The sequence below is a fragment of the Bradyrhizobium centrolobii genome (genome assembly GCF_001641635.1).
GTDB lineage: Bacteria > Pseudomonadota > Alphaproteobacteria > Rhizobiales > Xanthobacteraceae > Bradyrhizobium > Bradyrhizobium centrolobii.
Genome location: NZ_LUUB01000072.1, coordinates 1 through 17,238, shown reverse-complemented (window position 1 = coordinate 17,238; position 17,238 = coordinate 1). Strand labels below are relative to the sequence as shown.

General features: G+C 62.5%; 14 protein-coding genes and 2 pseudogenes. 11 read left to right on the top strand and 5 right to left on the bottom strand.

From position 1 onward, the window contains the following. Positions 1–13 precede the first annotated feature (13 nt). The 5 genes from AYJ54_RS23335 to AYJ54_RS23315 all read left to right on the top strand — a co-directional run bounded on the left by AYJ54_RS23335 (position 14) and on the right by AYJ54_RS23315 (position 5,335). The gene (locus tag AYJ54_RS23335; protein WP_063702550.1) at positions 14–1,537 is read left to right on the top strand and encodes an FAD-dependent oxidoreductase; all 1,524 of its coding nucleotides are present in this window, start codon (positions 14–16) and stop codon (positions 1,535–1,537) included. 124 nt (positions 1,538–1,661) lie between these two features. Next, positions 1,662–2,237: an HdeD family acid-resistance protein gene (locus tag AYJ54_RS23330; RefSeq protein ID WP_063702549.1), complete on the top strand. Its 576-nt coding sequence runs from the start codon at positions 1,662–1,664 to the stop codon at positions 2,235–2,237. Positions 2,238–2,270: 33 nt separating this feature from the next. Beyond that, positions 2,271–2,495, top strand: a complete 225-nt coding sequence (locus AYJ54_RS23325; protein WP_063702547.1) for a LapA family protein — start codon at positions 2,271–2,273, stop codon at positions 2,493–2,495. A 122-nt stretch (positions 2,496–2,617) separates the two neighbouring features. After that, positions 2,618–3,829, top strand: coding sequence for an ABC transporter substrate-binding protein (locus AYJ54_RS23320; RefSeq protein WP_063702545.1), 1,212 nt, complete (start codon positions 2,618–2,620; stop codon positions 3,827–3,829). Positions 3,830–4,117: 288 nt separating this feature from the next. Then, positions 4,118–5,335, top strand: a complete 1,218-nt coding sequence (locus tag AYJ54_RS23315) for an acyl-CoA dehydrogenase family protein (RefSeq protein WP_063702543.1) — start codon at positions 4,118–4,120, stop codon at positions 5,333–5,335. Between the two features lie 607 nt (positions 5,336–5,942). On the opposite strand, the gene AYJ54_RS23310 is transcribed toward AYJ54_RS23315, so the two are convergent. Beyond that, a complete protein-coding gene (locus AYJ54_RS23310; protein WP_063702540.1) occupies positions 5,943–6,194 on the bottom strand; it encodes a hypothetical protein in 252 nt (83 codons plus the stop codon). 223 nt (positions 6,195–6,417) lie between these two features. Here AYJ54_RS23310 and AYJ54_RS52650 point away from each other — a divergent pair. After that, positions 6,418–6,843 (top strand): annotated as a pseudogene (locus AYJ54_RS52650) (hypothetical protein); the annotation flags it as partial. A 390-nt stretch (positions 6,844–7,233) separates the two neighbouring features. Here AYJ54_RS52650 and AYJ54_RS23300 read toward each other — a convergent pair. After that, on the bottom strand, positions 7,234–8,394 hold the full coding sequence (locus tag AYJ54_RS23300; RefSeq protein ID WP_063702536.1) for a DUF937 domain-containing protein: 1,161 nt from the start codon (positions 8,392–8,394) through the stop codon (positions 7,234–7,236). 412 nt (positions 8,395–8,806) lie between these two features. Between AYJ54_RS23300 and AYJ54_RS53750 the strand changes: the two are divergent. Then, a pseudogene (locus AYJ54_RS53750) lies at positions 8,807–9,067 on the top strand (acyl-CoA dehydrogenase family protein); the annotation flags it as partial. Positions 9,068–9,091: 24 nt separating this feature from the next. Next, entirely contained in the window at positions 9,092–10,204 is a 1,113-nt protein-coding gene (locus AYJ54_RS51370; protein WP_430641443.1) for an ABC transporter substrate-binding protein, read from the top strand. A gap of 280 nt (positions 10,205–10,484) precedes the next feature. On the opposite strand, the gene AYJ54_RS23290 is transcribed toward AYJ54_RS51370, so the two are convergent. Further along, complete coding sequence (locus AYJ54_RS23290; RefSeq protein WP_063702532.1) at positions 10,485–11,534, bottom strand: transporter family protein; 1,050 nt, start codon at positions 11,532–11,534, stop codon at positions 10,485–10,487. Between the two features lie 411 nt (positions 11,535–11,945). After that, positions 11,946–12,950 (bottom strand): NAD(P)H-dependent flavin oxidoreductase, encoded by a 1,005-nt coding sequence (locus AYJ54_RS23285; protein WP_063702530.1) that lies wholly within the window; start codon positions 12,948–12,950, stop codon positions 11,946–11,948. Positions 12,951–13,043: 93 nt separating this feature from the next. Here AYJ54_RS23285 and AYJ54_RS23280 point away from each other — a divergent pair, with 93 nt between their 5' ends. The 3 genes from AYJ54_RS23280 to AYJ54_RS23270 all read left to right on the top strand — a co-directional run bounded on the left by AYJ54_RS23280 (position 13,044) and on the right by AYJ54_RS23270 (position 15,626). Beyond that, positions 13,044–13,997, top strand: a complete 954-nt coding sequence (locus AYJ54_RS23280) for an AraC-like ligand-binding domain-containing protein (RefSeq protein ID WP_063702528.1) — start codon at positions 13,044–13,046, stop codon at positions 13,995–13,997. A 201-nt stretch (positions 13,998–14,198) separates the two neighbouring features. Next, the gene (locus AYJ54_RS50795; protein ID WP_063702526.1) at positions 14,199–14,837 is read left to right on the top strand and encodes a hypothetical protein; all 639 of its coding nucleotides are present in this window, start codon (positions 14,199–14,201) and stop codon (positions 14,835–14,837) included. Between the two features lie 96 nt (positions 14,838–14,933). After that, entirely contained in the window at positions 14,934–15,626 is a 693-nt protein-coding gene (locus AYJ54_RS23270) for a response regulator transcription factor (protein WP_063702524.1), read from the top strand. Between the two features lie 389 nt (positions 15,627–16,015). Here AYJ54_RS23270 and AYJ54_RS23265 read toward each other — a convergent pair. Continuing rightward, positions 16,016–17,151 (bottom strand): IS3 family transposase gene (locus AYJ54_RS23265; protein ID WP_136623864.1). Its coding sequence is split into 2 segments (ribosomal slippage): positions 16,016–16,893 and positions 16,893–17,151, totalling 1,137 coding nucleotides; the frame shifts between segments, so codons are not numbered across the junction. Positions 17,152–17,238: the final 87 nt, after the last annotated feature.

The following is a 17,238-nucleotide window of genomic DNA, read 5'->3' as shown; positions in this document are numbered from 1 at the left end:
CGAGGAGACGACCATGGGCGAGGAGAGCAAGCCGAGCGGGCCCGACCTGACGAAAGGCGTGTCGCTCGCCGATTTCAGGGACGGCAAGCTGCTCGGCCATGTCGGCGGCGAAGATGTCCTGCTGGTGCAGGCAGGTAGCGAGGTCTTTGCGATCGAGCCCGCCTGTAGCCATTATCACGGGCCGCTCGCCGAAGGGTTGGTGGTCGACGACACCATCCGCTGTCCCTGGCATCACGCCTGCTTTTCCTTGCGCACCGGCGAGGCCACGCGCCCGCCGGCGCTGAATGCGCTTAGCGTGTGGGAGGTGACGCGAGATCAGGACAGGATCCTCGTGCAGCGTAAGCGCGAGGTGCCGCAGCCGTCGGCATCGCATCGCGCGGCGCCGACGCCGGACAGGTTCGTCATCGTCGGCGGCGGCGCGGCGGGCTTTGGGGCGGCCGAGATGCTTCGGCGCGAGGGATTTGCCGGCGCCATCACCATGCTCAGCCATGACGGCGCGATGCCGGTCGACCGGCCGAACCTCTCCAAGGACTACCTTGCCGGCAGCGCCCCGGAGGACTGGCTGCCGTTGCGGCCCGAAGACTACTATCGGGATGCCGGGATCGACCTCCGCCTCAACACCGCTGTTGCCGCGATCGATCCGAAAGCGCGTAGCGTGACGCTGGGGAACGGTGACAAGCTGCCGTTCGACCGGCTCCTGCTCGCGACCGGCGCCGAGCCCGTGACATTGCAGATCCCGGGCGCCGACCAGCCGCACATTCACACCTTGCGCTCGGTCGCCGACAGCCGCGCCATCATCAACGCTGCGGGCGGCGCCAAGCGCGCGCTCGTGATCGGCGCCAGCTTCATCGGCCTGGAAGTCGCGGCCTCCTTGCGGGCGCGCAAGCTCGAGGTTCACGTCGTCGCGCCGGAAGAGCGGCCGATGGAGCGCATTCTCGGGCGCGAGATGGGCGATTTCGTTCGCGCGCTGCATGAGGAGAACGGCGTCGATTTCCACCTCAATGACACGGCGGTGCGCTTCGACCGCACGCGCGCCACGCTGAAGAGCGGCGGCGTCATCGACGCCGATCTGGTCGTGACCGGCATCGGCGTGAAGCCGCGTCTTGCGCTGGCCGAGCAGGCGGGACTTGCCATTGATCGCGGGGTCAGCGTCAATGCCTTTCTCGAAACCAGTGAGGCCGGCATCTTTGCCGCCGGTGACATCGCGCGCTGGCCCGATCGGCATTCGGGCCAGGATATCCGCGTCGAGCATTGGGTGGTCGCCGAGCGCCAGGGGCAGACCGCGGCGCTCAACATGCTGGGCCGGCGCGAGCGCTTCGACGCCGTGCCGTTCTTCTGGTCCCAGCACTACGATGTGCCGATCAACTATGTCGGTCACGCCGAAGGCTTTGACGACATCGCGGTCGACGGCAGCATTGCCGGAAAGGACTGCCTGTTGAAGTACCGCAAGGGCGGCCGCGTGCTCGCGGTCGCGTCAATTTATCGCGATCTCGACAGCCTGAAGGCCGAGCTCGAGATGGAGCGGTCGCACGCATGACTCGTTTTCCCTTGATTTGCGTCAATGTTGGCGCGGGCAGGGGCTGCTCTGCTGGCTGTTGTCCCGGCGCGGCCCGTGCTATCCTGGCGTGTGCCTCCGGGCTTCGCATGCAGGAGTAGCTGTCATGACAAGTGCTTCGGATACGTCTCAAAATTTAGGCCTGGGCTCCGGCATCGCGGCGCTGCATGCCAAATGGGGCTGGATCGTCGCTCTCGGCGTCGTCTATCTGATTACAGGCTTCATCGCGCTCGGCAGCGTCGTGTTGGCAACGGTGGCGAGCGTGCTCGTGGTTGGCGCGATGATGATCATCGCCGGTGTCGCCGAAGTCATCGGCGCGTTCCAGATGAAGAGCTGGGGCAAGTTCCTGGTCTGGGCCTTGCTCGGCGTGCTCTATGTGATCGCGGGCTTCCTGACCTTCGAGAATCCGCTGTTCGCTGCGGTGCTGCTGACACTCTTCCTGGGCGTGTCGCTGATCGCCTCCGGCGCGGTCAGGCTGTTTCTCGCTTTCAGCATGAAGCGCGAAAGCCCGTGGGGGTGGGTGGCCCTGTCGGCAGCCATCACCCTGCTGCTCGGGCTGCTGATCGTGGCGCGCTGGCCCGTGAACAGCGTCTACATCCTCGGCCTGTTCCTCGGCATCGACCTGATCATGGCGGGCGCCGGATGGGTCAGTCTGGGCTTCGGCATGCGACAGCGCCGCTAGGCGCGGGCGTCCACGCCGCGGGAGGGATCGTTCATGCGCTGGTTTTATCTCGCCGTCATCGTGCTGTTCGCCGCGGCGACGATGATCTTTGCCGTACAGAATTTCGAGACGGTCACGATCTCGTTCTTCAGGATGAATCTCAGCCTGCCGCTCGCGGTCCAGACCGTTGTGGTCTATCTGCTTGATGCCGCGACTGGCGGCAGCCTGTTTGCCCTGCTGCGGCGCTCCTACGCGGGCTCGAAGCGAGGTGCCGGATAGACCAGCAACTCGACGCAAGACCATGTTGCGGAACTCCGGTGATCTGACGCGCTGACAAAAAGCAGCGCGCCGCGCGATCGTTTCGTCACCCCGCGCAGGCGATAAATCACTGGGGAGAAACCATGAAAGCCGCTCTGGCCCTGGCCGCAGCGCTTGCTGCCGCCAGCCTGTCGACGCCCGTCTCAGCGCAAAAATCCTACGGTCCCGGGGTCAGCGACACCGAGATCAAGATCGGCAATACCATGCCCTATAGCGGGCCGGCCTCGCCGCTGAGCATCACCGGAAAGGTGATCGCGGCCTATTTCGACGAGGTCAACGAGAAGGGCGGCGTCAACGGGCGCAAGTTCAATCTGATCTCGCTCGACGACGCGTTCTCGCCGCCCAAGACCATGGAGGCGGCGCGGCGGCTGGTCGAGGGCGACGGCGTCGCGTTCATCTTCGCGACCATGGGCACCGCGCCGAGCTCGGCGATCGCGAAATATCTCAACAGCAACAAGGTGCCGCAGCTCTTCCTGATCAGCTCGGCCTCGAAGTGGAACGATCCCGTCAACATGCCCTGGTCGATGGCGCTGCCCTGGGCGCCGAACTACACCAGCGAGGCTGCGATCGACGTCGCCTATGCCCGCGCCAAGAACCCGAATGCGCGTTTTGCGGTGCTCTATCAGAACGACGACGCCGGCAAGGAATATCTGCGTGGTGTCAAGGAAGCGCTCGGGGCGGACGCCGACAAGGCGATCGCGATGGCTTCGAGCTTCGAGGTGACCGATCCCACCATCGATTCCCAGGTGCTGACGCTCGCCAACACCAAGGCCGACGTCTTCATGATCTATTCGGTGACGCCGCGCGCCTGCGCGCAGGCGATCCGCAAGGCCCACGAAGTCGGCTGGCAGCCGCAGCGTTTCCTCGCCAGCGGCTGCGCCAACAAGGCGACGGTGATGGTGCCGGCGGGCCTCGATGCGGGCAAGGGCGTGCTGTCGCTCGGCTCACTGAAACCCTTCGTGGCCGAGCCGAAGGACGACCCGGCGATGTCGGCCTATATCGAGTTCATGAAGCGGCGCCTGCCCAGTGCTGACGTCAACAATGTCGCTGGCCTGTACGGCTACACCGTCGCCGAGGCGCTGGTCGTCGTGCTGAAGCAGTGCAGGGACAATCTGACGCGCGAGAACATCATGGCGCAGGCGGCGAACCTGAAGAATGTGCCGCTGTCGCTGCTGATGCCGGGCATCACGCTCAATACCACGCCACAGGATTTCCGCCCCATCAAGGACGGTTATATGCTCCAGTTCGACGGCAACGACTGGATCGTGGCGAGCGAGCTTTTGCGCGGCACCTGACGTGCAAGGCGGCGAACGGCCGCAGAGACGATGCACCCTCTCCCCTTGTGGGAGAGGGTGGATCGCCGCGAAGCGGCGAGCCGGATGAGGGGGCTCTCTCCGCGAGTCACCCTTGCGCAGTAGCATTTTCCGATAGAGACCCCTCATCCGGCGCCGTAGCCGAAGCTCCGCTTCGGCGTTCTCAAGAACGGCGGCCGGAGGCCGCCTATGCCACCTTCTCCCACAAGGGGGGAAGGGATGAGGCACCTTCATTGTGCGCGGCTTGCTCGGCACGAACAGGAGAACACAATGGACTTTCAACACTCCGAACGTTCGCTGGCGCTCCAGGAGCGCGTCCGCCAGTTCATGCGCCAGCATGTCGAGCCGGTCGAGGAGCTCTATTACGAGGAGGTCAAGCCGGAGGCCGCGCGCTACCGGACGCCGCAGGTGTTGCAGGACCTGAAGCGGCTGGCGCGCGAGCAGGGGCTTTGGAACCTGTTCCTGTCGGGCGAGCACGGCCCGGGGCTCACCAATCTCGAATATGCGCCGGTCAAGGAGATCATGGGCCGCATCCTCTGGGCGCCCGAGGTTTTCAACTGCTCGGCGCCCGACGTCGGCAATATGGAAGTCCTCGCCAATTACGGCACGCCGGCACAGCAGGAGCGCTGGCTGAAGCCGCTCCTGGAGGGACGCATCCGTTCGGGTTTCTCGATGACGGAGCCGCAGGTCGCCTCCAGCGACGCCACCAACATCCAGTGCGAGATCCGGCGCGACGGCGACGACTATGTCATCAACGGGCGGAAATGGTTCACCTCCGGTGCGATGAACGAGGATTGCGAGATCCTGATCGTGATGGGCAAGACCGCGCCCGATCACCCGGACCGTCATCGCCAGCAATCCATGATCCTGGTGCCGAAGGCGACGCCCGGCGTGCGCATCGTCCGCGACATGCTGACTTACGGCTATGACGACGCGCCGGTCGGCCATCCCGAGATCGTCTACGACAACGTCCGCGTGCCCGCAGAGAACATCCTGCTCGGCGAGGGCCGCGGCTTCGAGATCGCGCAGGGGCGGCTCGGCCCCGGCCGCATCCACCATTGCATGCGGCTGATCGGCTGCGCGCAGCGTGCGCTGGAGCTGATGTGCCAGCGTGCGGTCTCCCGCGTCGCCTTCGGCAAGCCGCTGGCCGAACAGGGCTCGGTGCGCGAGGACATCGCGCACTCCTTCTGCGAGATCGCGCAGGCACGACTGCTCACGCTCCAGGCCGCCGACAAGATGGACCGCGAGGGCAACAAGGCCGCGCGCGACCTGATCGCCGCGGCCAAGATCGTGGTGCCCAGCATGGCTGCGCGCGTGATCGACCGCGCCATCCAGATCCACGGCGCCGCCGGCGTCTCGCAGGACACCTTCCTCGCCCGCGCCTATGTCTACGCCCGCTTCATCCGCATCGGTGACGGCCCCGATCAGGTGCACCTCGCCGCAATCGGCAAGGATCTGATCAAGCGCGGCGGCGTGATGGCGGGGTAGGGGCGGTGCTAGCCGCGCGACGTCTGGATGCGCGCCATGGGATGAGGCCAAGGCGCGTTGCAGCAGCCTCTGCCGGATGAATCGCTCAGGATCGTGATGCGCGGTGCGGATAAGAAGATCGTGCAAAGGTCGCTGCTGTTCCGAGAACTCCGGGACTGCAACAAACCTGACTACGATGCGTTTACTTGGCTCTGCTCCTCAACCTATGGAGGTTTTCATGGTCAAGAAAGCGCTTTTCGCGCTCGGTATTGCTGCGATCCTTGCCCTCGCGCCGAGCGTTGCTTCCGCACAACGCGGCTTTCACGGCGGATTTGCAGGGGGAGGTTGGCGCGGCGGCGGATGGGGCGGCGGTTGGCGCGGCGGCGGTTGGGGTTGGCGCGGACCGGCTGTTGGTTTTGGCCTAGGCCTCGGGCTTGCGAGCGCGGCAGCTTGGGGACCAGGCTGGGGGCCCGGCTGGGGTGCTCCGGGTTGGGGTTATGCTGGGTGGGATGGTTGTACGCGATGGCGTCGGGTCTGGACTGGCTGGGGGTGGCGCGTCGTCCCCGTGAACGTTTGTTGGTGAGATGCCGTTTGTCGGCGGTGGGCCCGGAGGGCTCACCGCCAAATCTTATTCGGCGCTTAGATGCTCCAGCATCCGATTGCAGGCTTCCTCGGCTTCACCAAAGGTCTTGAATGGTGATCCGCTGATCTTGATCGCGCCTTTGGTCTCATAGAGGGGACGCCAAGACGCCACGTAGCCCGGACGTCCATGAAAGCCGGGGCCGGTGGTGCGCTCGAAGCTGATCACAAACGAGAAGCCATCGCTGTTTGCGATCCATAGTTCCATGGTCTCGACGGCCCGGTGGAATTGCAGGGACATTGCCAGTCGCTCAACTCGGTTGGCGCTAAGCTGCGAGATTCCTCGCTGATCCACCACTATCAGTTAGGCCCGGCTTCACGGTGTTTCAATCTGCTGCGTTGTTGGTGCCTGGCACGGCGGTCAGCGTTGCCGTTGATCTAGATCAAGCTTGGCTGCCGCCCGCTCCGAGAGGATTGCCATTGGGCAAGGCGCGGGGCTGTCCAACCTATTGGGGGGCGACAGCATGAAATGCTGGGCGGGACTGGTCATCGCTGCTCTCTTGGTATCCGGATCGCGCGCAAGCGATGCCGCCGTGCGGATCACAGACGATCCCGGCGGATTAATCGGGAAGTACATATACAGGTATGAGAGATTGCGGACTTCAGGTCAGCCTGTCGTCATCGATGGCTTCTGCGCGTCGGCTTGCACCATTGTCCTTTCCGCCATCCCTTCCGACAGGATTTGCGTGACTTCACGGGCGAGCCTTGCCTTCCATGCGGCATGGGAGTTTGGCCCTCGTGGACGGCCCGTCACGAACCCCGGAGCGACCCGAATGCTCTATTCGATGTATCCCGGGCCGGTGCAACGGTGGATCGCTTATCGTGGCGGCTTAACGCCCCGAGCCATCTTTCTGCGCGGAAAGGCGCTGCAAGCGATGTATCGCTCATGCCCATCCCGAGCCAAGAGAGAAAAAGCTCTTGAGACGTCTGGTCCAAGGAAGGACAGACGGGCAGATCGCGGCGGAGATTGGCGGCAGAAAAGATCAGGTCGGCTTGCAGCGCTGAAGGCTGATCGAAAGATTGCAAATCCGATCGCACGAACAGCTTGAGGCGCTCCCCGAAGAATTCACCCATTGGAAGGGCGGGCGGCGACACTTGAGCGGACGCCGTCCGCGCTCGATCGATTTCGTCAGTACCGATATCCGTAAGGATACTGACCCGGTCGGACCCAGTTGCCATACGTGTCGTAGTAGCAGTTGCTGTTGTTGTAGTAGCCGTACGCAACGCCTGCTGTTCGGCGCGGTCCGCCTCGAGTAGACCGCGCCAACGGCATCTACCGATCAAGCACGTGAGAGCGCATCGAGCTTTCCGCGAAGCTCATCGATCGTTGGCTTCGCAATGTCCCCGACTCCGGGGGTCTCCAGCACCTTGTCGCACATCTGGTTGATGGTCGGCGTTGCTGCTGCAATCAACTTGGCAAGGGCGCTTTTGCCTTCAGGGCTGAGCTTCGTCGCGAGGTTGCCGACGTCGTTCAATTGGGTCGTTGCTTCCCGAAGCTTGGGAAGGGCGGCTTGGGCGGAGGCGGCGTCCGTGATGGTTGGCAGCACGGATCGCAAGGTGCCGACGGACGAGTTGACCTGGGTCGCCAGGTTCACTCCTCCGATCGTCAGATCTGGCTGTGCCAGACCCACCGTTCCGGTCGCGGGCTCCGTTGTGGCGGGACGCGGCAATTCGGCAACCGTTTCGCCGGCCTGGCGCCCGGTGGCATACCAGAGAAGTCCCCCCAATACGACCAGCGCGACTAACCAATAGGGCCACTGCGACGATGCTGCGCTCGTTGCGGCATAAGCCGCTCGGCTGGCCCCGGCAGCTGTACGCTCCGAGGCGTCGGCAATTCGGCTCCCGGCGGCCGAAGCGGCTGCGGTACCGCTGCGCATGGTTCCCGCCGCTTTGTCGATGAGGCCGGCAGCGCTCAACTGATCGGCGAGGCCGGACGGAATAGCTGCGGCGATCTGATCTTTTTGCGAACCGAGAAGCGATGCCAGCCCGCTTGCGTCCAGGCCCGCACTGCGCTGGTGTTGGCCCAACGCCCCGAGGACCACAGGGGCGAGCAGACCGAGTAGCGACTTGCTGGATCCCCCGTCGACTCCTGCGAACTTGCCAATCGACTGCGCTATCGCGTCAGTTGCTCCGCCGCCGAACAGGCCGGATAACAGGCTCGATCCGGTTTCCGCGAGCGTGTTCTGACCTGAACCGCCGATGAGGTTCTTGAAATTCTCCAGCGACCCAGGCGACCCAGGTTGCTGCGCCAACGTGCTGGAGAGCTGGCGCGCCCCGTTCGGAGTGGAGGCCACGTCCGCGAGGCCCGCAAGCAGAGCGGGGACCGCGCCTCCAATTGCCTTTTGCGCGACGTTGCGGTCAACGCCCAACGCAGAAGCGATCTTTGCGATCATGTCAGGGGTCAGAAACTGCATCACAACAGAGATGAGATTGGCTGCCATGCGATCTCTCCATTTTTGGTTGTGAGGTGAGTTGTCTCCTTGCCTCCACTGCTGCGGCTTGGTCACGCAAGCCGCGTTGTCCGGCGCTTGCTACATCAGAAATTTCGGTTCGCGATTGTGCAAGTTAAGCGATCTCGCAGGCCGAATGTCTCGCCAACGGATTTGCGCTGCCTGCCAATCGATCCCATTCATCGTGACGAAACGGAATGTCCACGCCCAAATCTCCGGCCTGTCTAATCACAACACGGAGAGCGGGTGCCGCGGAGGATTTACATCCGCCCGTCCGCACACCGAGGATGCTTGTGCTGTCCTCCCATTCGCAACCATCGCCAGCTGGCCGCGCTCGAGGACCAGGGACAGAGGTAGAGAAGTCGCGGCCGAGGCACTATGCAGTTTCGGCCAAAGGGGCACCCGCGTGCCGGCCGAGAACATCCTGCCCGGCGAGGGCCGCGGCCTCGAGATCGCGCAGGGCCGGCTCGGCCCAGGGCCGCATCCAACACTGCACGCGGCCGATCGGCTGGGCCCAGCGCGCGCTGGAATTGATGTGCCAGCGCGCGGTCAGGGCTCGGTGCGCGAGGACATCGCAAACTCATTCTGCGAGATCGCGCAGGCGCGGCTATTGACCCTGCAAACCGCCGACAAGATGGACCGCGAAGGCAACAAGGTGGATCGCCGCGGCCAATATTGTGATGCCCGCATGGCCGCCCGCCGGATGAGGGGCGAAAGAGTCTGGCAGGCCGATAGTCCTCGTGGTTTGATGATTGGGGGCGAACCGAGCAACCGCCGGAGCAAGAACATGAGGCGACGCGCGTTTTTGCAAGCGTCGGGCAGCGCGGTCATCACATGGCCGATGCGGGCGTGGGCTAAAAAAGACACGAAGCTGCTGCTGGTGGCGGTGTTATTTCCGAGCACTGAAGAACTCTTCAATCCAAGAGTGGCGGCATTGCGCGGCGGCCTGAAGGACGAAGGGATGGTCGAAGGCCGCGACTATCTTCTCGAGACGCGCGTCGCGAGTGGCGATTTTTCACAGCTGCCTCGCCTCACCCAGGAACTGGACGCGCGGCAACCGGAGGTCTTTGTGGCTGCTGCCACTGCTGCCGCCGTCGTGCACAGCGTGCTGCCGGACAGACCGTTGGTCTTCACTGGTATGGCAGTCGATCCGATTGCGGTAGGACTCGCCGAGAGCTACAGGAAGCCAGGCGGGACGGCTACTGGCAACGTGATAAACGCAGTCGGTGGCGAAGACAGCCTCGCCGAGAAGCGGGTCGGGTTCTTCAAGGACCTAGTCCCGAACATCGAGCGGCTTGGTATGATTGGAGTGGTTTGGGATCCTCAAGTCCTCCAAGGCGTGCTGTCACATCAGGAAGAAACGGCCCTGCAAAAAGTCTCCGTTCAACTGGGCTTCCGTTTTGAGAATTATGCGGTCAAGACCCATGAGGATATCGAAGGGGTCTTTGCCAAGGCGTTGTCTGATGGCGTCGACGCGCTCTATATCTCCGGCGATCCGCTGTTGACCAGCAACATGTCCCGCGTGATGCCGCACATTCTGGCGGCAGGAAAGCCTACGCTGGGTGTCTATCCTGAGTGGGGGCGGGCGGGCCTGCTCCTGACTTATTCCACTGATGCGTTGGATGGCTATCGGCGCGCCGGTGCCTACGCGGCCAAAATAGTCCGGGGCGTAAAACCTGCCGATCTCCCGATCGAGCAGGCCAGCAAGTTCTGGCTAGTGGTCAATCTCAAGACCGCCAAGCAGCTTGGGATTAGCGTTCCCCCAAACCTGCTTGTGGTGGCCGACGAGGTGATCGACTAGGGCGCAGGCTCTTGCTTGCAAATGTCGCCTTCTGGCCCATCCGCGAAGTGTCCCCACGCCTCGTCGAGGTCCGGACAAGGGGGTATAGCGGACTAAAGTTGCTCACATTGAGTTATTCGCATTTTGGACCCAAAGCAGTCGAACCAGCGTGTCGGCTTTTGCACGAGACCCTCTGGCAGTGTAGCCGTATCGTTCGACGACAAATCCAGCCTTGTCAGAGCCAACCGAAGTCAATCGGCGACTGGTGGCGGCCGACTCCATCGATCCAGTCAGAGGGGCCTTAATTCGCGCGCGATGGCGGAAAGAAGAATTTGGCCAGGCGAACTTCGACCCCGATGTTCTCCCTGAACCCGCCGGTCGCCTGGAAATCGTGAAACACGTCACCGGCTATGGTAAAATCCTGAGCGAGCGGGATTTGAAATTGGAAATGGCCCCTCAAGAAGTCATCTCGACCGAGCGACATATCGGGCTGAGGTATCGCGACCGGCAGTCCGGCGACGACAAATCTGCCGTTTGTGCCTATCTGCTCGCCGCCCCAAGACTTCTCTATGCCAAAGGCGGCAAATAGGAACGTGCTCGGATTATAACGCAGGAATGCCTTGACGTCGTACGACGGCCGCTGCGTCAACGCATCGTATCGCAGGACTCCGGGGAACGGGGCGCCAGGCGGATTGACCACCTCGAGAGGACTGCTGCCGTTGCCGTGGAACGATGCATTGGCGATCAGATCGAAAAACAGCCCATTAAGGCTTGGCGAAATCTTTCCAAGTCCCTCGGTGTAGCCGAACTGAGGGGTGTCGGTGAGCTGCCCCGGTGTCGAGACATTCACCGCACTTCTGTCGTCGAAGCTGCGCCCGAGCGGCAGCCAGAGAAAATTCGAGACCCCGAACCAGCGCTGGACCTTGGCGTCGGAGATGAAGAAATAGGTCATGTGAAACACCGGGTCGACGAGTCCCCCGGCAACCCGGTTGTTCGTGCCCGGGATATTCACATCCGTCAATGTCGCAAATGGCAGGTCTGCTTCGATCACGAAGGGATGATCCGCGACCTCTGCAAAATACGTCAGGCGCGTAAACTCTACCCAAGTATTGGCGTGCGAGTCAGGCAGCGCGCGTCCGGTGGGATCGACAAAGGCATCGGCATGCGCAAAGCTTGCGTATTGGAACGCAATGAAGGTCCCGATCGGAAGCGACCCGCCCTGGTAATCTCCCGCGTATGTTCTTGGGTTGTTGTCGGAGGCCGCGATTGCGGGTGTATTGCCTCCAATGATGCTGCCGAGCAGCGCGGCGACTCCAGTTGACAAGACACTCCACCAGGATTTCGCCCACATCTCCTCCCTCCTCATTGTTCGCACGGCCGAGGCCGGTCTGGATCTCCTTCCGTAAATTGCATCGGAGAGGGTACTCCTGATGGAGACGAATGCTGTGATTGCCTTGCAACAGTACGTATAAAAAGCTGAAGAGGTGAAGGCGCTGCAATGACCGTTACCAGTCGTATCTTGATCTCAACCATTCGGAGGCTCGAAGAGCGAACCAGATTTGCCCCTGGATCTCAGAACGGCAAAGCGGTTTGAGCATTACGATGCCTCCAACGTTACTCGGGCTTGATGATAAGGTGATCGATAAGCGCGCACCTTTGCTGCGGTGCATGAGTCCCGAGGTGACCCCTCAGCCGACGCTGATCGATGGCGGATGTTTTCATCGGTATAAACATCCCCAGCGATTTGAGTGGCGTGTCTCATCTATTGAGCGACATTGTTTCCTCCGATGAGCGCCCAGGCGTCTATCATCAAGTCCTGCACGATCTGCTTCGCAGGCTTGATCGAGCGGACGGCTGCTACACCGGCGCCTGCAGCGAGGCACATCTCTTCGTGATCGCCTCGCGTTTGCGTGGTCGGCAGCACGGCACTGTTGGCCGGCATTTCGTAAGATCGTCCGAAGACGACCGTCTCGCCGATCGGGTGCTTCGGGGGCATGTTTCCTTCCTCGGAGCGAGCGACAGCACGATTTTTTAGAACCCGCATCGGCGCGTCTGGCCATTCAGGACCAAAGATCGTCGTCACGGCTGTGTCGTCTCCGTGTGCGCGCACGAGGCGTTCTTTGTACTCGGTGCTCGCTAGGCTCTCGACGCTCGCAACGAGCCGCGTGCCGACGCAGACGGCCTGGGCACCGAGCATAAACGCGGCCGCAGCTGTCCGGCCATCTGCGATTCCACCCGCCGCGATAACCGGCGTTCGACCCAGCGCATCCACCACCGCAGGTACAAGCGATATCGCGCCGAGAGCGGACTTCACGTGCCCGCCTGCTTCTTGCGACTGAACAATAACTGCATCTGCGCCGAGCGCCTTCAGTTGCCGCGCGCTCTCCACCGAGTAAGCCGTTCCCCATACTTTGATGCCAGCGCGTTTCAGCTTGGTAATCCAGCGCTGCTCTGGTGGATTCCAGAAGAAGACCGCGAGCGGGACGCGCTTAGCTATGGCGACCTCGACATGGGCTTCTGTCGTTGCGGGACCAAAGCCGGTCTCTTCGACGATGAAGTCTACACCAAAAGGTGCTGAGCTCAGGCGGCGAATGCTGTCAATCCGGTCGGCGAGCATCTCCGGCGCGCCGGGCCCGAGGCAAAAGAGGCCGACGCCGCCTGCATTCGACACCGCCGCCGCGAGCTCGGGACTGCCGACGATCGCCATGCCGGCTCCGACAAACGGGAGCTTGATTCCGAGCTGTCGCGTAATCTCAGTGTTCCACATTTTCGTGCACTCCTTGAAATTTCTCCAGCCGTACCCGACTTCCTCAGGGATCGCTTGGTTGAGCGCGCAAATCTCTCGTCTGGTCCACCTATCATGCGGGTTCTTTCGACGGATACCGTCCCCTCACATGAGGCATTTGCCTATTGGCGCGACGTGCTGGCTCAGCATTTCGTTCACTTGCGTCCAGAGCGCGTCGGGCTTGATCCATTCTGCTGTACCATCGAGGCTCAACAACTAGAGGGGCATTCGTTCTCGCGCGTACATGCGGCGCCCCAGCGCGTTTACCGCGCTATGCGGGAAATTTCGCGCTCGCCGTATGATCTTGTCTTCCTGAACCTTCACTTGCACGGCGGAGGCTCATATCGTCAGGAGGAGGACGAACTCGTGCTGAATCCCGGCGACCTTTTTATCCTCGATGCGGTGCGACCTTTCGAGCTTGGTTGCGAGGGCGGAGTCACTCAGATCTCACTTAAGATTCCACGTCACCTTCTCTGGGAACGAATGCGCCATCCGGAGCGTACGCGCGGTGCCCGCATTCGCGGCGCAAGCCACATTGGCAAACTTCTGAACGGCTACATCAAAACCCTGTGGCGGCAGGGCGAGGCCGAACAGGACGCGGGAAATCCTCAGGCCATGGATCACCTGTTCTCGCTCGTGGCGTATGAAGTCGATCGGCGTTATGGTGATGCCGGCTTGCCTCGACGAGCAATGCGAGCCGGCATTTATGCTTGTGCTGTCTCGCACATAGGTGAAGCGCACCGAACGCCGGGGTTGACGCCACGCGGCGTAGCTCACGCGGTCGGCACCTCGCTGCGCACGCTTCAGGACATCTTCGCCGAACGTGGAGACGCGATCAGCCGGCATATCCAAAACAGGCGAATAGCAACTGTAGCGCGATGGCTTGCCGATCCGGCGATGCGCGAGCAAACGATTGGCGAGTTAGCGTTCATGGCCGGCTTCTGCGAGCTGTCACATTTCACTCACGCGTTCGTGCGCACTTACAAGGAAACCCCGGGCGGTTGGCGCCGCCGTCACCTTGGAAAATGACTGATCGAATCGCGTCAGATCGTCGCTTTCGGCGCCGCCACGGCAGGGCACCTGCTCGTCGCGTCGGATCGTAACACTAACTTCGGTGTCAGAATCTGACGCGTTAGTTATTTGAAATTACAGAACAATTTCGGCGTCCCCATTGTTGTTCTTCCTGCGACAGGCGTTCTCGCTGTCGCGTCAACAACGGAGGATTCTTCGATGAGCAACAGGCTCGTAAGTTACCTCATCGCGGGTGCGCTCGCCTCCACGCTTGCCCTTGTACCACCGGCCCTTGCCCAGAGAGGGGGTGGTGGCGGTGGCGGGCATGGTGGCGGTGGTGGCATGGGCGGCGGTGGCGGGCATGCTATGGGAGGCGGCGGTGGCGGCTTCGGTGGCGGGCATGCTATCGGCGGCGGTGGTGGCTTCGGCGGCGCGCGCTTCGGTGGCGGTGGTGGCTTCGGTGGCGGGCGAGGCATCGGCGGCGGCTTCGGCGGCGCCCGCTTCGGCGGCGCGGGCCTAGGCCCTCGCACCGGAGGCATGGTAGGCCCGCATTTCGGCGGCGCCCGCTTCTTCGGCACGGGCATAGGCCCGCGCACCGGAGGCATGATAGGCCCGCATTTCGGCGGCGCTCGTTTCGCGGGGGCGCCCTTCAGGGCGCGCGCGGCATTCGTGCCGGGTCAACGCTTCGCGTTCCACCCCGGCTTCCATCACCGCTTCTTCCATCGTCGCTTCCACCGCTTCGCCTTCTTTGGCGCGCCCTTCGTCTACGCCGCCTACAACTACGACTATTGCTGGCGCAGAGTGTGGACACGATACGGACTGCAGTGGGTCAACGTCTGCTACGACTACGGCTACTAAACGCTGGCGAACCTACATCATTGCGATGATCGCCACTGGCGCATTCTTTGGCGAAGAGAAACTGGATAGGCGGGTGGCGATCGTCGGAGAACGACGATGACGGGTGGCCACCGCCGCATTCTGGTTGTCGAGGACGACCTGGAAACCGCCGGTCAGCTTATGGAACAGCTCACGGCCAGCGGCTACCGGGTGGATTTGGCTTCCAGCGGCAACGAAGCGCTGAGCCACGGTGCGGCACACGACTATGCCGTGATCACGATCGACCGCATGCTTCCCGACATCGATGGCATTGCGGTGATGCGCCAGTTGCGCGACAGCGGCGTCGCCGCGCCCTTCCTGATCATCAGCGCGCTCGGAGAAGTCGACGACAAGGTCCGTGGCTTGCGGGCCGGTGGCGACGACTATCTGGTCAAGCCTTTCTCCTTCCTCGAGCTGTTGGCGCGACTGGAAGCGCTTGGCCGGCGCAGCGACACCATCGCCAAGGAGACGATCCTGCGTGTCGGCGATCTCGCAATCGACCTGATCTCTCGGACCGCCACCCGGCGCGGCAGGGAGATTCTCCTTAGGCCCAAGGAATTCCAACTTCTGGAATATCTGGTGCGCAACGAAGACCGCATCGTGTCGCGGGCGATGTTGCTGCACAACGTCTGGGATCTTCATTTCGATCAATCGATGAATATCATTGACGTCTATGTCGGACGCCTGCGTCGCAAGGTGGACGACCAGCAGGCCTATCCGCTGATCCATACAATTCGCGGTGTCGGATACTGTCTCCGTGCTCCTGGCTAAGACGCTCAGCTCAACGACTTTCAAGCAGGCGCTGATCGCGATCGGCGGGAGATTGAGGTCTTGGTGCCTCCACCCCTGCTCGCCAGCGCCGACGAGCTGATCGAATAGAACGTAATTTGCTGCGATGCATGAGTCCGGAAGTGGCCCCAAGCCGAACAGCGCTCAAGCCATTGTCATGTCGGTTGTCGGCGGTAAACCGGATGCCCGGCCGCGCTTGCCTCGACTGCCGCTTGTGACCCCCACAAGAGACATCGGGGCGAAAATCAACCGATAGCACCCATCAAACGGCTTACGTCGACGCTTTCGCATCCGGTCGCCGCGCAACGAGTGAGATGGTCTCGGTTGTCTGAACAGCAATTCCGCGTCGATAAGTGGAGCTTCTGCCAGAGTTAGGCTGCCGCGCGGAACGGCAGCGGGTTGAAGTAAGCTTGATCCGGGGTGCCGCGGTCAAGGCTCGAGTGGGGGCGCCGGCCATTGTAAAAGTCGAGGTATCGGCCGATCGAGGCGCGGGCGTCGGACACGGTGTCGTAGGCGCGCAGATAGGCCTCCTCATATTTGACACTGCGCCACAGCCGCTCGACGAACACATTGTCGCGCCAGGCGCCCCGGCCGTCCATGCTGATGGCGATGCCCTGACTGGCGAGCACGCCGGTGAACGCGGCGCCCGTGAACTGCGAGCCTTGGTCGGTGTTGAAGATTTCCGGCTTGCCGTGGCAAGCAAGAGCATCCTCCAGCGTCTCGACGCAGAATGCGGCTTCCATCGTGATCGAGACGCGCCACGACAGCACCCTGCGGCTGAACCAGTCAAGCACCACCGCGAGATAGACGAAGCCGCGCGCCATCGGGATGTAGGTGATGTCCATTGCCCAGACCTGGTTCGGTCGTGTGATCTCGATCCCGCGCAGCAGATACGGATAGATCTTGTGCCCGGGTTCGGGTTTGGTGGTGCGCGGACGGCGGTAGAGCGCCTCTATCCCCATCCGCCGCATCAGCGTTTTGACATGCCGGCGGCCGATCTTGCACCCCTCGGCAGCCAGCAGGTCTCGCAACATTCGCGAACCGGCGAAAGGAAACTCCAGGTGCAGCCGGTCGAGCCGGCGCATGATCGCGAGGTCGGCGGGCGACACCGGACGTGGTAGATAATAGACACTGCCACGGCTGATCTTCAAAACTTCCGCCTGTTTCGTGATCGGCAGGCCGTGCTCACGGTCGATCATCGCTTTGCGCTCAGCAGACCGGCTTTGCTGAGCGCGCCTTCTAAAAAATCGTTCTCCAGCGTCAGCTCCCCGATCTTGGCGTGCAGCGTTTTCACGTCCACCGCCGGCTCGCTCGTTCTGTTGCCACCGCCAGCACCAAATACCTCGGCCGCCGCTTCCTGAAGCTGGGACTTCCACTGCGTGATCTGGTTCGGGTGCACGTCGAAATGCTCAGCCAGCTGGGCCAGCGTCATCTCGCCCTTGATTGCGGCTAACGCTACCTTGGCCTTGAATGCCGGTGCGTGGTGCCGGCGGGCTCGTCTGCTCATCGTCTCTCCTGATTCGCGGGACAATCTTGCCCGCCGTCAGGCAGAAACTCCACTTATCGCCCTGTCCAGATTTCCGGAGCCAGCTCT